Source organism: Gallibacterium genomosp. 1 (genome assembly GCF_000771875.1).
Taxonomy (GTDB): Bacteria; Pseudomonadota; Gammaproteobacteria; order Enterobacterales; family Pasteurellaceae; genus Gallibacterium.
The window spans coordinates 90,940-107,229 of sequence record NZ_JPXX01000012.1; the positions used below are offsets into that span (position 1 = coordinate 90,940).

Sequence of the window (16,290 nt, forward strand, 5' to 3'; positions counted from 1 at the left end):
TTTTATGCAAAAACAAAAGCTTGCAGTTCCGGGTATATTAATCGGTTGCGTTGTTTTCGGTTTAGGCAGTCTTATTGTTGCCCACGTTCCGGTGGGCGCTTATGCTATTGCTTTTTGGCGTTTATTGATTGCGGCGATAATCTTTTTTATTTTAGCAAAACTTTTCAAACAACCGTTCCCGAAGTCAAAACAGACAATTCGTTATGGTTTACTGGCAGGTGTATTTTTAGCTTTTGATTTGGGATTGTGGCACGAAAGTGTGTATGCGGTCGGGCCGGGAATTTCCACCTTATTGAATAGTTTGCAGATTTTCTTTCTTGCCGCTATCGGCTTTTTCTATTTCAAAGAGAAACAGTCCACCGTACAGTTGTTTAGTCTAGTGTTGGCGGTTATTGGTGTTTATTTGATTACTGGTAGTGAATTCCAGTATAACGATAATGCATTGTGGGGCTTTATTAGCGGTATTTCATCCAGTTTGTTGTTGGCGTTATCGATGGTTTTTATTCGTAAAACGCACGAAAGCGAGCCAACAGCAATTTTCCCATTAATGTTATTGGTCAGTATTGGCGGTATTCTGTTCTTGATTATCCCCTCTTTGCTTTTTAATTTTGATAATCTGTATCCGACAACAGCATTGGATTGGCTTTGGGTGTTTATTTATGGTGCGGTAATGCAGTGTTTTGCTTGGGGAATGATCGCCTATTCGGTGCCATTATTGTCATTAGCGGTAACCGGTTTGTTGTTGCTTTCAGAGCCTATTGCTGCTTTAGTGATTGATTATTCTGTGTTGAATAAACCAATCAACTTGATTCAATGGTGTGGTGCGGCAATTACTCTGTTCGCTATTTATCTTGGTTCGGTCTTTTCACGACCAAAAAAATCGAAAATTCGTTCGTTGAAAGGACAAAATAAGGGTTGAAATTGTTTTAAATTCAACCCTTTAATAATCGGAAGGTGATTTGTTAGTTGCCTACATATTCAAACACAATAATTGAACCTGGGTTTGCCATTTTGGAAGTTGGTGTGTCATCTAATTGACGACCGTTGCCCATATTGTCTGTTACCACATAGATTTTGCGGGTATCAGGGCTCACTAACGCATTGCGATAACGGTTTGCACTGGTGAAATATTTTCCTGTGTCCCCTTGCACATTGCTTGCGTCTTCATTCATTTTTACTTGATAAATCGAACCGCTCTTATAGGTTGCTAACAATAATGAATTACGGAACTCAGGAATAACGCCGTCTTTCGGATAATATACCGCATTACCTGGGGCAATGGTTGGCCAGCAAATATAAGCTAATTTACCACAAGTAGCGTTGGTGTAATTGTAGTCATTGTTCACGGTGAAGAAGGTTTTCACAGGATCAACCACTGGCTCTTTATAATCTGTTTCTTTTTGCGTTGGCACACTTTCAGGAATGACATTTGGATCAAATTTCACATTCGGGCAGTTTTTCGCCGCAGAATAATTTGCATAAACATAAGCTAAATCATCTTTAAAGCCTGCAACGTGTGGCCAGCCATAGTTTCCGCCAGCTCCAAGTTTGTTCAATTCATCATCACTTGATGGGCCTTGTTCTGTGCTATAAAGGTTATTGCCCACCCACACTAAACCTTGTGGATTGCGGTGTCCATAAGTATAAACGTGGCTTTTCACGCCTTTAATTACAGGGTTATCATCAGGGATTGAGCCGTCTTTGTTGATACGCAAGGTTTTGCCATTATAAGCACTGTGATCGTGATTTTTCACTTGCTCAGCCGTTGGCAATTTTTGTGAAGTGATTTCATCACAAACGTGTTTACCTTGGTTATAACCTAAATCACCTGTGGTGTAATAAAGTTTGCCATCTGGGCCGAATTTAATGCGTCCTGCATTGTGATCCACGCCGGCAATAATGCCATCAAGAACGATTTTTTCCTCGCCCAACTTATTCGCTTTGGCATCATAAGTTAAACGAACAATACGAGCGAATTTTTTATCGCCATCGTTGTAAGTATAAGCGGCATAGGCATAAGGCTCGCCAGCCTCAAAGTTAGGATCTAATGCCAAGCCTAGCACGCCTTGATGAGGGAATTGCTCATAGGCATTGGCAAAATGATATAACACAGTTTTTTCTCCTGTTTTGGGATCAATGCTAACAATGTTTTTCCCAGCACGTTCAGTCAGCCAAAGTTGTTCTTTCGGCCCCCAAATCATTTCCCAGCCACCATCAACATTGTTAGTCAAAACCGTAGCTTCAAAATGTGAACCAAAATCCACTTTGCCATCTTTGCTCACCACATCGATTGCATTTACGTTAGTCGCTACAAGGGCAAATAAGGCTCCTGCAAACATTAGTTTTTTCATTATATTCTCCTATTCTTTAAGAAATCCTGGATTATATGCAGAAAATATTCTCTTTCAATGTGAGATAATGAAACTAATTGTTTCTTAATTGGAAATGATTGATATGTTTTAAGTGTTATAATTTACAATTTATTGCGTTATTAGTATTGAATAGACAAAAATCATTGAAGAATGAAAACAATACTTTCTTAGTACATATATAAAATATGAAAGTAGAAAAAGGATACAGTGAAGTCCATTTATAGATTTTATCTAATTGAGTAAATCCACTTTTCTGATGAGTTCGGCAACATTTTTTGCGTGCATTTTTTCCATTATGTGTGAACGGTGAACTTCAACGGTTCTAACAGAAATATTTAGGCGTTCTGCGATCTGTTTGTTGATATTCCCTTCAATAATGAATGCTAATACCTCTTTCTCTTTTTCACTAAGTTGATCGTAACATTGCTGAATTTGATATTGTTGAAAGCGTTTTTCACTGCGAATGCGAGCATTTTCTAATGCAGTTTTAAGCTGATCAAAAAGAATCGGTTTTTGTAAAAAGTCGATAGCACCTTGCTTTAATTCATTGACTGCCATATCCACATCGGCAAACGCTGTCATAATAATAACTTGTAATACGCTGTTTTTTTGTTTGAGCATTTTATGCACTTGGCGACCGTCAAAATAGGGCATTCGCATATCCAACAGCACTACTCCCGGTTCAAAAGGGTTAACCTGTTCTAAAAAAGTTTTACTGTTTGACCAACTGACAACATCATAACCTGCTTGAGTAAGCAGAAATGTTGCCGCATCGACCACCGTTTCATCATCATCTAAGATATGTACTTTCACGAGAAACTCCTATTGTTTGCCACCAACTCCCTGATTAAGCGGTAATTCCAGAATCACCATCGCACCCTTGCCGGCAGGACGATTTTTGAGATAAATTTCACCTCGCATTGAGTGGATTAGGCGCTGACATAATGTTAACCCAAGACCTAAGCCCTCTTTTTTTCGGCTGCGGAATGGTACAAATGGAAATGCCAATTCGGTTTCTGAAAAACCTTTACCGTTATCCACAATCAAAATTTGGATGCTGTTCTCCTTTGCTTGCACTGTCATCACAATTTTATCTGCTTGTGCTTGCAGCGCATTGAGTAAACAGTTGCAGATAATCTGTTCCAACATCGTTTTTTTTACACAAACTTGCCACTGTTTTGCACAAATCAGTCGTATTTTGGAACTAGAATTATAGTATTGGTGGATAAAATCGATTGTTTTTTCTAAGCAAGATTTCAGCTCAATATTATGTAACTTTTCGTCTTCTCTGCCTTTAGCCCAGCCGGTAAGGTTGCGCATAATTTGCCGACTGCGATCAACCTGAATTTGTATTTTCTCTAAAATTTGTAATTCAGATGTTGCATTGACTCGTTGTTTTAACTGTTGTTTCAATCCCTCACTGTACATTCCGATAGCCGTAAGCGGTTGGTTAATTTCGTGCGCAATACCGGCACTCATTTCACCTAAAATACTTAAGCGGTCAGCTTTTATAAGTTGTTGTTCATAAAGGCGCATTTCTTGATAAGCTTGGGTTAACGCTTTACTTTTACGATGAACCTGATAACTAATCCATAAGTAATTGAAAATAATAAAAAATAGAAGCAACAATAATTGCCACTGGTGCTGATTAATCCAATATTTTACGCTTTGCCATAAATTTTGTTGTTGTGGATGACGGAAAAGGTTTCGCAAAATATTATCTGCTTGTTGGTCGGAGTAAGGCGGATTCCATTGCGGTAAATCTTCCGGAACATCGCCGAGTAGAATAGTCATCAGTTTTTTTACTACATTATTCGGTACTTGCTTCATTGCTGCTAACGACCAGTTTGGTAACAGCGGTGTGCTGGAGACACAGCCTAAGTCGTTACTTTGTGGCGCTAACACACGGAAATCCGAGAAATTGGCTTTCCCTTCACGGGCTAAATCTTCCAAGATACAAACAGGCACAATGGCAGCATCAACTTTATGCTGTTGCAGCCAGAAAACGGTGTTATCAACCGGAAAACCGCTGAAGCGGAAAAAAATGTTTTTACCTTCAACTAAACCTTGTTGATATAACACGTTGTAGCCTAGTAAGAAACCACCAAAGGCATTTTCGCCAACTGCACTTAATGTTTTCCCTTTTAAATCAGTGATTTGATAAAAATCACTATCTGTATTAACTAAAATTGCACTGCCAACTTTACCGGCATTGGTGTGTTGCTGACGAGGGGATTGCAATGTTGCCAACCAACGGACAGGCTGATCATTGAGATAAAAAAATTGCGATTGATTGGTTAAAATAAAATCAATGTTGTCGGCTTTATCTTGGGAAAGATCATCAAGTTGCAACGGCACCAATGAAAAATGCTGTTGTGGATAACGCTGGTTTAACCAATTTATCCACGGTTGCCACTGTTGTGATAAAAAGGTTTCACCACGCTGTGCCAAAATACCGATTTTCCAATTATCTGCTCCGGCGAAAAAGGGAAAGAGCGACAGCATTATATAAGTCAGTGAAAGCACAATGAATTTCCTCAAAATTGCCTCCTATTTTTTGACTCAAATCAATACCCATACTATTTATGTGGAAAACCACAATAGATACCGATTTTAGGGTAAACCACAATACGATAGAACCAACAATAGCACAAAACGACAATAGTGGGGAAATTATGGATAGTGTTAAACGAACAGCACTTAAATCGCTGACCGCACTCACTTTCGGCGCAAGTTTGATTCCGCTTGAAAGTATTGCGTTTCAGCCACCTAGACGTGGCGGTGATCAACAGCACCGTTATGCGATGATTATTGATTTACGCCGTTGTATCGGTTGTCAATCTTGTACCGTCAGCTGCAATATCGAAAATCAAACACCGATAGGCGAATTTCGTACAACGGTACGTCAATATGAAATTACCGATGGTAAGCAGACAGTAAACAACGTGTTATTACCACGATTATGCAACCATTGCGATAATCCGCCGTGCGTGCCAGTTTGCCCAGTGCAGGCAACTTATCAACAAAAAGATGGCATTGTCGTTATTGATAATGAACGTTGTGTCGGTTGCGCTTATTGTATTCAAGCTTGCCCTTATGATGCCCGTTTTATTAATGAAGAAACTAAAACAGCAGATAAATGCACCTTTTGTGCGCACCGTTGGGAGGCAGGTTTATTACCGGCGTGCGTGGAAAGTTGTGTTGGTGGAGCACGAATTATTGGTGATCTTGCCGATCCGAACAGCCAAATCAGAAAACTGTTTGATAGTCATAAAGATCAATTAAAAGTGTTGAAACCTGAAGCAGGAACACAGCCGCACGTTTTCTATTTAGGGCTTGATGATGCGTTTGTAAGCCGTGTACAGGGACAGCCTATGCTTTGGCAGGGTAAGGGGGAATAATGATGATTCGCGAAGTTTTAGTTGAACCGCAAGCTATTGCGTGGCTACCTTGGGCAGTAAGTTATTTCTTCTATATCGGCTTGGCATTATGTGCCATTATTGTCGCACTTTGTATTCGCTTTTTTGTTAAACCTTATCAGCCTAAGTCGGAATTGATAGCGTTGTTAGTAGCATTAAGCTTTGCCATTGTTGCACCGATTGCGCTAACTGCGGATTTACATCAGCCGGGAAGAGTGTGGTATTTTTATGTTTATTTGGCTAATTGGTCGTGGATGGCGTGGGGCTCAATTTTCCTACCAATTTTTATGTTGAGTTTGGTTGGTTATATTCTGTTTTTATTGCGTCAATTACCGCAACGTCCAACACAAAAATGGTTGGTATTGCTTTATGTCGGCAATTTAAATAACACACTTTGGTGTTGGATTTTTAGAATTTTAACTATCATCAGTAGTATCTTAATTCTGCTTTATACTTCAATGGAAGTATATAACGTTGTTGCGCGTCCGTTGTGGCATCAACCTTGGCTCATTCCATTGATTATTTTCAGTGCGTTACCGAGCGCAATTCTGTTGACACATTTTGCGGTTTCTATGATTAACGGTACAAATAATAAAGTGCTAATGAAACCATTAGTGATTGCTTGTTTGCTGTTATTAGCCACAACCGTTGGTGCTATCTATTATCACTCATCAGAAACTGCCTTGGATTTATCCATTTTGTGGCAAGCTCGTCCGGCGGTTGCATTCACTGCTATTATTTGGGGATTAACTTTATTATTGGCACTGTTCACCACACAAGCAAAAACAATGCAATGTCTGTTATTAATTGCTTCACTTATCTTAACCGCAATGGTTCGTTGGGTGCTATTACTTGAAGTGCAAACTGTCGCAAAATATAACGTATTAATGAACTCATATCAGTTTAATTGGGGCGTTGACGGCGGATTAGGAATGCTTTCGGTAGCCGGTTTATGGGTGACTGTAAGTGTGATTTTGTGGCAATTATTTGGATTCATTAATAAGGAGCAGCGTAATGGATAATAAACGTCGTAATTTACTTAAAGGTGGTTTGGCTGTTGGTGGTGCTGCTGCTTTTGTAGCCGGTTATTCACCAAAAGTGAAAGAAATTGCTAATGGCGTTTTCACAGGTTCTTCCGGTGAAAAAACCAAACATAACATTCACGGTAATTCACTCGCACCGGAATATAAGGTTGAGAATAATAAAGTGATGCCGAATTCTGATCAAGTTGTGTGTAATACTCAATGTATGGGATGTTGGACACTTTGCGGTTTGCGTGCCAGAGTGGATTTGAAACAAAATAAAGTTATTCGCATCAGTGGTAATCCGTATCATCCGCTTTCTGCCGATGAATATTTGAATTACAACACCTCACTACAACAAGCAGAATTAAGTGTAGCAGGCGAAAACGGTTTGGAAAATCGTTCCACCGCGTGTGCGCGTGGTGCGGCGTTTATGGAAGGAGTAAACAGCCCTTATCGCATTACGCAACCATTAAAACGTGTGGGTAAACGTGGCGAAGGTAAATGGAAAACCATTAGCTTTGAACAATTAATTGAAGAAGTGGTGAATGGGGGTGATCTGTTTGGTGAAGGTCATATTGATGGCTTAAAAGCAATCCGTGATTTGAAAACTCCAGTAGATGCGGAGAATCCGGATTTTGGCCCGAAAGCGAACCAGCTTTTCGTGACTTTTGCCGGTCCGGAGGGTAGACAGCCGTTATTGCAACGTTTTGCGAATAACAGTTTCGGCACTATTAATTTTGCTTCTCACGGCTCTTATTGCGGTTTGTCCTATCGTGCTGGTTCCGGTGCGGTGATGAATGATTTGGATAAAAATTCACACGCAAAACCGGATTGGGATAATTGTGAATTTATTCTCTTTATGGGAACTTCACCGGCACAGTCAGGCAACCCGTTCAAACGTCAGGCACGTCAATTAGCGAAAAAACGTGTGGGAGATAATTTTGATTATGTGGTGGTTTCGCCTCGATTGGAATTAACTTCAACACACGCTACGAAAAACAATCGTTGGATACCGGTTTTACCGGGCGGTGATTTAGCGTTGGCATTGGCAATGTTGCGTTGGATTATTGAAAATGAACGCTTTAATGCAGATTACTTATCATTACCGAGCCAATTTGCAATGCAGCAGGCAGGTGCAGTAAGCTATTGTAATGCCTCTCATTTATTTATCGTTGAACCACAACACCCACGCTTTGGTCAAGCATTGACAGAACAGGATCTGTTTGATGTTGCACCGGATGTGGAAGATAAAGTGGTAGAAAATTATGATTTAGTCAAAAATGCGGAAGATGCTCAATTTGTTGCCGCTAAATCGTCGGCAAAAGCGCAAATTTGGGTGGATGAAACCGTTATCTTAAAAGATGGCTCTGCTGTGGCAGTGAAGTCTGCCTTGACTCTATTAAAAGAGTCTTGCTTTGAACATACATTGCAAGAGTATGCAGTTTTGTGCGGAGTGCCGGTGGCAACAATCGAAGCTTTGGCAAAAGAATTTACTTCACACGGACATAAAGCGGTTGCCATTACTCACGGCGGCACAATGCAAAGCAATGGTTTTTATACCGCGTGGGCGATTTTATTGCTCAATGTGATGATTGGTAATATGAACAAGAAAGGCGGAATGAGTGTCAGCGGCGGTAAATTCAAAGATTTTGCGCCCGGTCCTCGTTACAATCTAGCGACTTTCCCGGATATGGTGAAACCAAAAGGCACCAATTTAGCGCGCAGTAAACGTGCGTATGAAAAATCAAGTGAGTTTAAACGCAAAGCGGCTCAAGGTTCACCTTATCCTGCACGTGCAGCCTGGTATCCCTTTGTTGGCGGTCAAATGTCGGAAATGATTACTTCCGCCTTGCAAGGTTATCCTTATTCATTAAAAGCGTGGATTAGTCATATGACCAATCCATTATATGGTTTAACTGGTATTCATCATATTGCTGAAGAGAAGTTACGTGATCCGAAAGTGTTGCCGTTATTTATTGCTGTGGACGCTTTTATGAATGAAACCACTGCGTTGGCGGACTATGTTGTGCCTGATACACATAACTTTGAAAGCTGGGGTTTCAGTACGCCGTGGGCAGGTGTGCCGACTAAAACTAGCACAGCACGTTGGCCGGTTATTCAATCTGCAAATGCTAAGAATGCCGATGGTGAAACTATCTGTATGGAAAGTTTTATTATTCACGTTGCTAAGGCAATGGGCTTGCCGGGATTTGGTGAGAATGTCATCAGCGATAATCAGCAGCAAACTTATCCATTAAACTGTAGTGAAGATTATTTTTTACGAGCAGCCGCCAATATTGCTTTTGACGGCGAACAGCCGGTTAATGATGCGACACAGGAAGATCGTTTATTGTCTGGGGTTGAACGTATTATGCCGTTGCTTAATAAAACATTAAAACCAGAAGAGGTGTTGAAAGCTGCTACGATTTTCTGTAAAGGAGGGCGTTTTTCACCGTTTAATAGTGCGTGGAATGGTGAAAATATGACGGCGAAATGGAAAAAGTGTTTACAGATATGGAATCCTACTGTGGCGAAAGCGAAAAATCATCAAAACGGTGAACATTATCACGGTTGCCCAAAATATTTTGCACCACAATTTGCGGATAACAGTGCCGTTGAAAGTCGTTATCCGAAAGCAGAATGGCCGTTTGCTTTGATGTCGTTTAAATCGAATTTGATGAGCAGCATTACTGCGCCATTGTTACGCCTTCATAGCATTAAGCCAAGCGGCATTGTGGTAATGAACAGCCAAGATGCGGTTAAATTTAAAATTGCTCACGGTGATTTGGTGGAATTGGCGACACCTGGCGGCAAAGTGAATGTGCAAGTAATGGTTATTGACGGCGTGATGCCAGGTACAATCGCGATTGAGCACGGTTATGGACATAAACAACTTGGCGCAACCGGTTATGAAATTGATGGCAAGGTGATTGCTGGCGATGAGCGCATTAAGCGAGGCATTAATATTAATGACCTTGGCTTGATTGATGATACCAAATAGATCGCTTCACCTTGGGTTGATTGGGTTTGTGGTTCAGCTGTGCGACAAGGATTACCAGCAAAAATCACTAAGATTTAATAATCACTCTACATAAACTTAATAAGGTGCGCTTTGGTGTACCTTATTTTTTGTAAAGGAATTTATTTGACATAAAAGTTTAACAAACTTTATACTTATCGAGAATTAGTCGGGGTGCTTTGAGGCTGAGAAAATACCCGTTAACCTGATTCAGCTAATGCTGACGTAGGGAACTAATGCGAAATTTCTTTATATTTCAATTTGATATTTGAATCTTCTATTTTATTTCTCCTCAGTTAGTCTCTTTATCAATTTCAAGGAAGTGTTTATGCAAATTTATTATTCTCAACAAAAATTTATTAAAAATATGTTATTAAAAACGCTGATTTTTTCTGGTTTATTGGTAATGTTTATGCCAGTTCATCAGGCAAAAGCTGAAGGTCAACTTACTATTTACTGTAGTGTTCAATATCGGGTTTGTGAAAGAATGACACAGATTTTTAGTGAAAAATATAATGTTGATGCGAAATTTGTACGTAACAGTACTGGTTCAACTTTATCTAAAATTAAAGCAGAAAGAACAAAACCACAAGGTGATATTTGGTATGGAGGTACGCTTGAACCACATTTCCAAGCTGCAGATTTAGGGTTACTTTATCCTTATCGTTCCCCCAAGCAGGCAGAAACTATTCCTCAATTGAAATCATTATTGGATAAGCACGGTGAATATACTTCAATTGGCTATATGATTGTGCTAGGAATGGGAGTAAATACGGAAAAATTTAAGCAATTAGGGATTAAAGAGTATCCGAAATGTTGGAAAGATTTGATTGATCCGAAGTTTAAAGATCAAGTACAAATGCCGGATCCGAGAAGTTCCGGTACGGGTTATACTTTTATTGCAACATTGGTACAGTTATTTGGTGAAGATGAAGCATTCCGTTATTTGAAAGCTTTGCATAAAAATATTTCAAATTATGCTCAAAGTGGAACAGAAAAAACCAATCTTTCGCGAGGTGATGCTGCGGTAACTGTCGGTTTTATTCATGGCTATGAGACTGAAAAAGAAAAAGGTGCACCGGTTAAAGCAATTTTACCTTGTGAAGGGGATAGTTATTCTTTAGGTGGTATCAGTATTATCAAAGGCGCACGTAATTTAAAAAATGCTAAATTATTTATGGATTGGGCATTGAGTGCAGAAGCACAGGAAATACCGTGGCGTAAGGAAAAAATGTATCAAATTCCAACTAATATTTACGCAGAAGCTTCTCCAAATTCAGCTGATCCAAAGAAATTACATTTAATTAATTTTGATTTTGATCGTTTCGGTTCGGATGAAGAAGGTAAGCGTTTAACAAAAAAATGGTTGGATGAAGTGAAATTGAAATAGATCACGTTGGAATGGGAACGAGAGATTGCACTCTCGTTCCTTTTTTAATGACGTTTAGAAGTAGTGACTTACACCAACCTTCACATTGCGACCGGTTCCTTCCATTGAGTTAAATGCTGATACATAATGTTTATCAAATAGGTTATCAATAGCTAAATCAATACGTATATTTTTTAAACTTCCCGATAGTGGCGAAAAGCTAGCTGTTAAATCCGTTAATGTATAACTTGGATAAGATGTATAACCTTTAGGGACACGATCCTGTTTTGCATAGTAACTGATTCTTGCTCCCAGCTTGAGTGCGTTTGCGAATAAAGCATAATCAATAGCGGCTGAATATTTATCGGCGTTGATGTTTTCTAAATATTCCCCACTATTTTTATTTTTACCGTGTGTTTGACCATAACTGAGTGCAAAAGAAAGATTGTTTATGCTGTATTTGCCTTCTATTTCAAACCCTCGCAAACGAGCGTCTGCAATATTACGATATTGTGAAAGATCCGGCATAAAATTAAATGTGCTATTCGGATTTGAATAGTAGGTTTCGAGATTAATAAGATTTTTCACATCATTTTGGAAAAAGGTGGTGGTTAATTCCGCTTTATCATTTTGTGTGATGAAATTATCAAAATGAAAATATGCTGAAATTTCTTTATTTTTTGCCACCTCAGGTTTCAAATTAGGATTAGAGATAAATTTATTTGAGGTTGCTTGACTACGACTACTATAGCCAAAATGGTTTCCGGAAGTAAATTTTTCTTGTAATGAAGGGGCTCTGAAGGCTTCATTATAACGTGCGGAAAGATCTAACCAATCTGTGGCTTTCCATAACAACGCTAAAGAAGGAGACCAGCGATGTTCCGAATAATTTCCTTGGCTTTTTTCTTTGCTTCGATAATTGCCATAACGAATACTTGGTGATAGTACTAATTTATCATTAAACATTGGAATATAGCTTAATAAATAAGTACCAACTACATCTGATTGAGCATTATAGTTATTAGGGCGGAATAAGCCGGCTTCCGTTTGATTGGTTTGTCTAAATGTTTTTGCTTTATCTTGATAATAATCAACTCCATAGGTTAATGTGATGTAATCAAATGCACTGTTGTTTTGTAAGTTAAAGCCCCAAGTCGAGAATTTTGTTGTGTCATGGAGATCATTATCTATTTGATCTTCTAACTCTTTTGTGTTGTTGTGATAGAGTGTAAATTGGGTATCGATATATTTGGAGTCAGGATTAAGACTATAGTTTAACTGGATGCTGCGATCTGTAATTTTTTGCTCGTCGTCGTTTTAGTGCAATGGCGAAAGTTGAGGAAGTTGTTAAAGATAGTGAAAAATGGATAGTAGGAACACAATTATTACGCCAACGATATGGTGACATTATGTTGGAGTTAATAGAATTTCAAGATTTTTCGCTGTTTCACTTAATTCCGCAACAAGGGTTATTTGTAAAAGGTTTTGGGCAAGCTTTTGAAGTAAAGCCGAATAAGCAAATTGATGTGGTTCACCTCGATCAAGGTCATATTAAGTAGAAAGTAATAAACCGTGCTTGTGTGATAATTTGAGGCAAATACAAGCACTATTTTTCCCTGTCATCTACTCCAATCAATAAATATTCCCCCTCTATATCACTTAAACTGCGAAAACCAATATTAAAAATTTGATATGGACGAGGGCGAGTTTTAAGTGCCGTGTAATTAAAATTATCGTGGTGATGACCGTGAAAAATTTTTTTCACCCCCATTTTTTCTGCAAGTTGATTAATAACAGAAAAACCAGAGGGATGAGGTTTTGGCGCTTCGTGACAAATAAGGATATCCGCTGTTTGCTGTTCTAATAATTCAAAATCGGAAGGAAAGATGGAAGTACGATGACGTAACGGTAAACCACCTTGCCAAATTTTTTCTTGTGAACAATATTGGCAATAGTGGATTGGATCAAAAAATAGTGGTTTATTTGGTGGCATCCAGATCTGACCTCGGAAAACACCACCTAACCCAGCAACTTTAACTCCTTCAATTTCTGCCACTCGACCGTGTAGATTCCTACTTTTCCATTCGCTACCCCAAATCGCTTTAAATGCTGCTGGTGTTTTACTATCGTGATTGCCGTGAATAAACCAGAGGTCGCAATAATGTGCTAGTTTATCTAGCTCTCGACAGTCAGTAAGTTGAAGATCACCCAAGATAATCAATGACACAGATTGATTACCCTGAATAAATGGATAAAGATGTTCAAATGAACCGTGGGGATCACCAGCGAATAACAACATTAAGCTCTATTTCTCCTTGTACTCAACGGAATCATAAACTGATTCGTCATTTAAGATGCGTTCCACAATTTGTTTTACCTGAGCATAACGTTCTAAATAGCTAGGAGATTCAATTTCAATATAAGGGACGTTGTATTTTTCCAATAATTTCTTTAATAGCTGTTGAAAACGTTGGCGTTGTTGTTGAGTGCCTAAGCTACGCATACCGTCATCGACCCATTTTGTATTATTATTTAATAAAATAGTAACATCAAAAGGATACTCTTTAATCATTGAATCTAAGAATGGATGCGCTTTACCTTCGTACTGAATACAAAAAGCTTGTGTAGTAATAAAATCAGTATCAATAAAAGCAATTTTATTGGCGTGGCGTAATGCGTAATCGACATAATGTTGATGGCCAAGCGCCATTAGTGGATAGTCTGAATATTGCATAGCCTGTTCATTACCACCCAGCTTTTCAAAAACAAATTCTCTACCATATTCCCAAGCAGAAGTTGTATTGAAAACAGCAGATAACTTATTCACTAGAACAGTCTTACCACTACTTTCTCCACCTAAAATAGCGATAGTTTTGGCAAAGAATGGACGCACTTCTTTTGGGATAAATTTCCAATATTGAAATGGGTGGGTTCGGATTTTTGTTGCGGAAACATTAAAAAATGTGCGTTCCGGATCAACCAATACAACATCTAAATGTAGATATTTTTCGTAAGGGATTTTATCCTGTGGTTCACTAGTAAAAACTACGCTTGGATTAAAATGTTTTTCGTTGAATAAAGCCTTAACGCGATCAGACCAAGCCTGCCATCCGTTTGGATAGGCGGGTATGCCATCTTCGATTAAATTATGAATAAAAATTTGTTTCTGTTGATATTTGAAGATCTGTTGCATCCAACGTAAACGATCCTGCACAGTTGGCATTTTCTTCATTTTACTGTCGTAGTAAAGTTTTAAATCACGCTCTGTGTCACTGCAAACTACAATATGTAATTCATCCACCTTGCTGAAGGCTTCATAAATCATATTAATATGACCGGTATGAACAGGATAAAATTTTCCAAAAATAACACCTACTTGTTTATTAGGGGTATCGGTGATCTGCAAAGCGTGATGAATGGCATTTAATTTTTTTGCACTCGGATTTTGAATTTTACCACCGACGAGTTGATTATAGTACGCGCGAGTTACTTGTGCTTTTTCACATACTTCCGCAACCTTCATTCCCAATTGTTTGCGTTTTTGTTGTAAATAAAGAAAATCAGTCATTTTCTGCACCTTATAAATAGAATATCAGAAAGTTGAAACTCAGCGCTGAAATAATTTATGCGCTACAACAGATTTATTTATTGTTATCTTTTTTAATAGATAATACAAATTATTATTAACAGAGAAAGTTAAGTAATAATTATTATGTTTTATTAAAATGATAAGATTATTTTGGCTCAACATCATTGTGTTGTTGCAGTAAGGCGTCAACTCTAGCCTCTAAAGCTGTTAATTTTTCACGAGTACGCAATAAAACTTGAGTTTGTACATCAAATTCTTCACGTGTCACTACATCAAGTTTAGCTAATTGTGCCTGCAAAACTTGTTTTAATTTTGATTCAACATCGCTACCGATATCTTTAATGCCTTGTGGTAAATTGTTCTGAACTTGTTGAATAATCTCTTCTATTTTTTTTGGATTTAACATATGTACCCCACTAAATTTTTCTTGGTTAATTGTAGGGGAAAAAATAGAATTTTACTAGGCAAGTATCTGTTTTTCTTTTATACTTTTCCCCGCATTCTCAGGGCGGGGTGAAATTCCCCACCGGTGGTAAACGAAAGTAAGCCCACGAGCGTTCATATTTTTTATGAAGTCAAGCAGATTTGGTGAAAATCCAAAGCCGACAGTAACAGTCTGGATGGTAGAGAATCGCGGTATTGTTGTAATAAGTGAGTTATGTATTATTTATGTAATTCGCTTTTTAATTACGTTTAAAAACGCATTATTGTAATGTGTCTTACCGTATTTCCCTCAAGCCCTGATTCTAGTAGCGAAAAATATCAAATTAACAAAGGAAATTACTATGAATCAGTCAATTCTTTCTCAATTCGGTACGCCGGAACAACGTGTTCTTAATGCAATTTCTGCTTTAAAACAGGGCAAAGGCGTTTTAGTGTTGGATGATGAAGATCGTGAAAATGAAGGCGATTTGATCTATCCGGCGGAAACGATTACAAAAGAACAGATGGCGAAATTAATTCGTTATGGCAGCGGTATTGTGTGCCTTTGCATTACGGATGAATTGTGTAAAAAACTTGATTTACCGCCAATGGTTGAACATAACACTAGTGTTAATCGCACCGCATTTACCATCACCATTGAGGCGGCAGAAGGCGTGACTACCGGTGTTTCTGCTCAGGATCGTGTTACCACAGTAAAAGCGGCGGTGGCAGATAATGCTAAACCGAGCGATTTACATCGTCCGGGGCATATTTTCCCATTACGTGCTAATGATAAAGGCGTTTTAGGTCGCCGAGGTCACACCGAGGCTTCTGTGGATTTAGCCGAAATGGCAGGTTTTAAACGCGCCGGTGTGATTTGTGAAATCACCAATGATGACGGCACAATGGCAAGAGCACCGGAAATTGTTAAATTTGCTTTAGCTCAAGGCTATCCGGTGGTCACTATTGAAGATTTAGTGGCATATAAACTTAGCCATTAATTGGGCAATAGTGAGCTAAAACAGAATAAAGAGTAGAAAGGATACGGCTAGCGTATCCTTTTTTATTGGCATA

General features: G+C 38.7%; 13 protein-coding genes, 1 pseudogene and 2 riboswitches. Of the genes and pseudogenes, 7 read left to right on the top strand and 7 right to left on the bottom strand.

The annotated features are described in order from the left end of the window. The first annotated feature begins 4 nt into the window (after window positions 1-4). Entirely contained in the window at window positions 5-919 is a 915-nt protein-coding gene (locus JP36_RS04835; protein WP_039172498.1) for a DMT family transporter, read from the top strand. A gap of 43 nt (window positions 920-962) precedes the next feature. Here JP36_RS04835 and JP36_RS04840 read toward each other — a convergent pair whose 3' ends face one another. The 3 genes from JP36_RS04840 to JP36_RS04850 form a co-directional block, all read right to left on the bottom strand. Next, on the bottom strand, window positions 963-2,351 hold the full coding sequence (locus JP36_RS04840) for a glucose/sorbosone family PQQ-dependent dehydrogenase (protein WP_039172501.1): 1,389 nt from the start codon (window positions 2,349-2,351) through the stop codon (window positions 963-965). Window positions 2,352-2,603: 252 nt separating this feature from the next. Then, window positions 2,604-3,185, bottom strand: a complete 582-nt coding sequence (locus JP36_RS04845) for a response regulator (protein ID WP_039172505.1) — start codon at window positions 3,183-3,185, stop codon at window positions 2,604-2,606. A 9-nt stretch (window positions 3,186-3,194) separates the two neighbouring features. Next, entirely contained in the window at window positions 3,195-4,913 is a 1,719-nt protein-coding gene (locus tag JP36_RS04850; protein WP_039172508.1) for a sensor histidine kinase, read from the bottom strand. A gap of 134 nt (window positions 4,914-5,047) precedes the next feature. Here JP36_RS04850 and ttrB point away from each other — a divergent pair, with 134 nt between their 5' ends. From ttrB to JP36_RS04870, 4 genes and pseudogenes are all read left to right on the top strand, one after another. After that, window positions 5,048-5,773 (top strand): tetrathionate reductase subunit TtrB, encoded by a 726-nt coding sequence (gene ttrB / locus JP36_RS04855; protein WP_039172511.1) that lies wholly within the window; start codon window positions 5,048-5,050, stop codon window positions 5,771-5,773. Further along, complete coding sequence (gene nrfD / locus JP36_RS04860) at window positions 5,773-6,813, top strand: NrfD/PsrC family molybdoenzyme membrane anchor subunit (RefSeq protein ID WP_039172514.1); 1,041 nt, start codon at window positions 5,773-5,775, stop codon at window positions 6,811-6,813. The genes ttrB and nrfD overlap by 1 nt, the downstream gene beginning before the upstream one ends. Then, window positions 6,806-9,895 (top strand): annotated as a pseudogene (locus JP36_RS04865) (tetrathionate reductase subunit A). Before nrfD ends, JP36_RS04865 begins: the two are co-directional and overlap by 8 nt. A gap of 100 nt (window positions 9,896-9,995) precedes the next feature. Continuing rightward, window positions 9,996-10,084, top strand: a riboswitch (TPP riboswitch). Between the two features lie 118 nt (window positions 10,085-10,202). After that, a complete protein-coding gene (locus JP36_RS04870) occupies window positions 10,203-11,225 on the top strand; it encodes an ABC transporter substrate-binding protein (RefSeq protein ID WP_209434473.1) in 1,023 nt (340 codons plus the stop codon). Window positions 11,226-11,279: 54 nt separating this feature from the next. Here the strand turns inward: JP36_RS04870 and JP36_RS11315 are convergent, their stop codons facing one another. Next, a complete protein-coding gene (locus JP36_RS11315; RefSeq protein ID WP_081964340.1) occupies window positions 11,280-12,503 on the bottom strand; it encodes a TonB-dependent receptor domain-containing protein in 1,224 nt (407 codons plus the stop codon). 26 nt (window positions 12,504-12,529) lie between these two features. Here JP36_RS11315 and JP36_RS04880 point away from each other — a divergent pair, with 26 nt between their 5' ends. Then, the gene (locus tag JP36_RS04880; RefSeq protein ID WP_039172518.1) at window positions 12,530-12,763 is read left to right on the top strand and encodes a heme iron utilization protein; all 234 of its coding nucleotides are present in this window, start codon (window positions 12,530-12,532) and stop codon (window positions 12,761-12,763) included. 47 nt (window positions 12,764-12,810) lie between these two features. On the opposite strand, the gene JP36_RS04885 is transcribed toward JP36_RS04880, so the two are convergent. The 3 genes from JP36_RS04885 to ubiK form a co-directional block, all read right to left on the bottom strand. Further along, window positions 12,811-13,503 (bottom strand): metallophosphoesterase family protein, encoded by a 693-nt coding sequence (locus JP36_RS04885; RefSeq protein ID WP_039172520.1) that lies wholly within the window; start codon window positions 13,501-13,503, stop codon window positions 12,811-12,813. Between the two features lie 6 nt (window positions 13,504-13,509). Further along, window positions 13,510-14,772, bottom strand: a complete 1,263-nt coding sequence (gene nadR, locus JP36_RS04890; protein ID WP_039134812.1) for a multifunctional transcriptional regulator/nicotinamide-nucleotide adenylyltransferase/ribosylnicotinamide kinase NadR — start codon at window positions 14,770-14,772, stop codon at window positions 13,510-13,512. A gap of 166 nt (window positions 14,773-14,938) precedes the next feature. Beyond that, the gene (gene ubiK, locus JP36_RS04895; RefSeq protein WP_039134815.1) at window positions 14,939-15,199 is read right to left on the bottom strand and encodes a ubiquinone biosynthesis accessory factor UbiK; all 261 of its coding nucleotides are present in this window, start codon (window positions 15,197-15,199) and stop codon (window positions 14,939-14,941) included. A gap of 89 nt (window positions 15,200-15,288) precedes the next feature. After that, window positions 15,289-15,429, top strand: a riboswitch (FMN riboswitch). A 149-nt stretch (window positions 15,430-15,578) separates the two neighbouring features. Between ubiK and ribB the strand changes: the two genes are divergently transcribed. Then, window positions 15,579-16,217, top strand: coding sequence for a 3,4-dihydroxy-2-butanone-4-phosphate synthase (gene ribB, locus JP36_RS04900; RefSeq protein WP_013746072.1), 639 nt, complete (start codon window positions 15,579-15,581; stop codon window positions 16,215-16,217). Window positions 16,218-16,290 lie beyond the last annotated feature (73 nt).

Bases quoted from the DNA above. Each gene is read 5' to 3' on its own strand.
- JP36_RS04835 (WP_039172498.1), top strand. From the start codon at position 5: ATGCAAAAACAAAAGCTTGCAGTTCCGGGTATATTAATCGGTTGCGTT.
- JP36_RS04840 (WP_039172501.1), bottom strand. From the start codon at position 2,351: ATGAAAAAACTAATGTTTGCAGGAGCCTTATTTGCCCTTGTAGCGACT.
- ttrB (WP_039172511.1), top strand. From the start codon at position 5,048: ATGGATAGTGTTAAACGAACAGCACTTAAATCGCTGACCGCACTCACT.
- nrfD (WP_039172514.1), top strand. From the start codon at position 5,773: ATGATGATTCGCGAAGTTTTAGTTGAACCGCAAGCTATTGCGTGGCTA.
- JP36_RS04870 (WP_209434473.1), top strand. From the start codon at position 10,203: ATGTTATTAAAAACGCTGATTTTTTCTGGTTTATTGGTAATGTTTATG.
- JP36_RS04880 (WP_039172518.1), top strand. From the start codon at position 12,530: ATGGCGAAAGTTGAGGAAGTTGTTAAAGATAGTGAAAAATGGATAGTA.
- JP36_RS04885 (WP_039172520.1), bottom strand. From the start codon at position 13,503: ATGTTGTTATTCGCTGGTGATCCCCACGGTTCATTTGAACATCTTTAT.
- nadR (WP_039134812.1), bottom strand. From the start codon at position 14,772: ATGACTGATTTTCTTTATTTACAACAAAAACGCAAACAATTGGGAATG.
- ubiK (WP_039134815.1), bottom strand. From the start codon at position 15,199: ATGTTAAATCCAAAAAAAATAGAAGAGATTATTCAACAAGTTCAGAAC.
- ribB (WP_013746072.1), top strand. From the start codon at position 15,579: ATGAATCAGTCAATTCTTTCTCAATTCGGTACGCCGGAACAACGTGTT.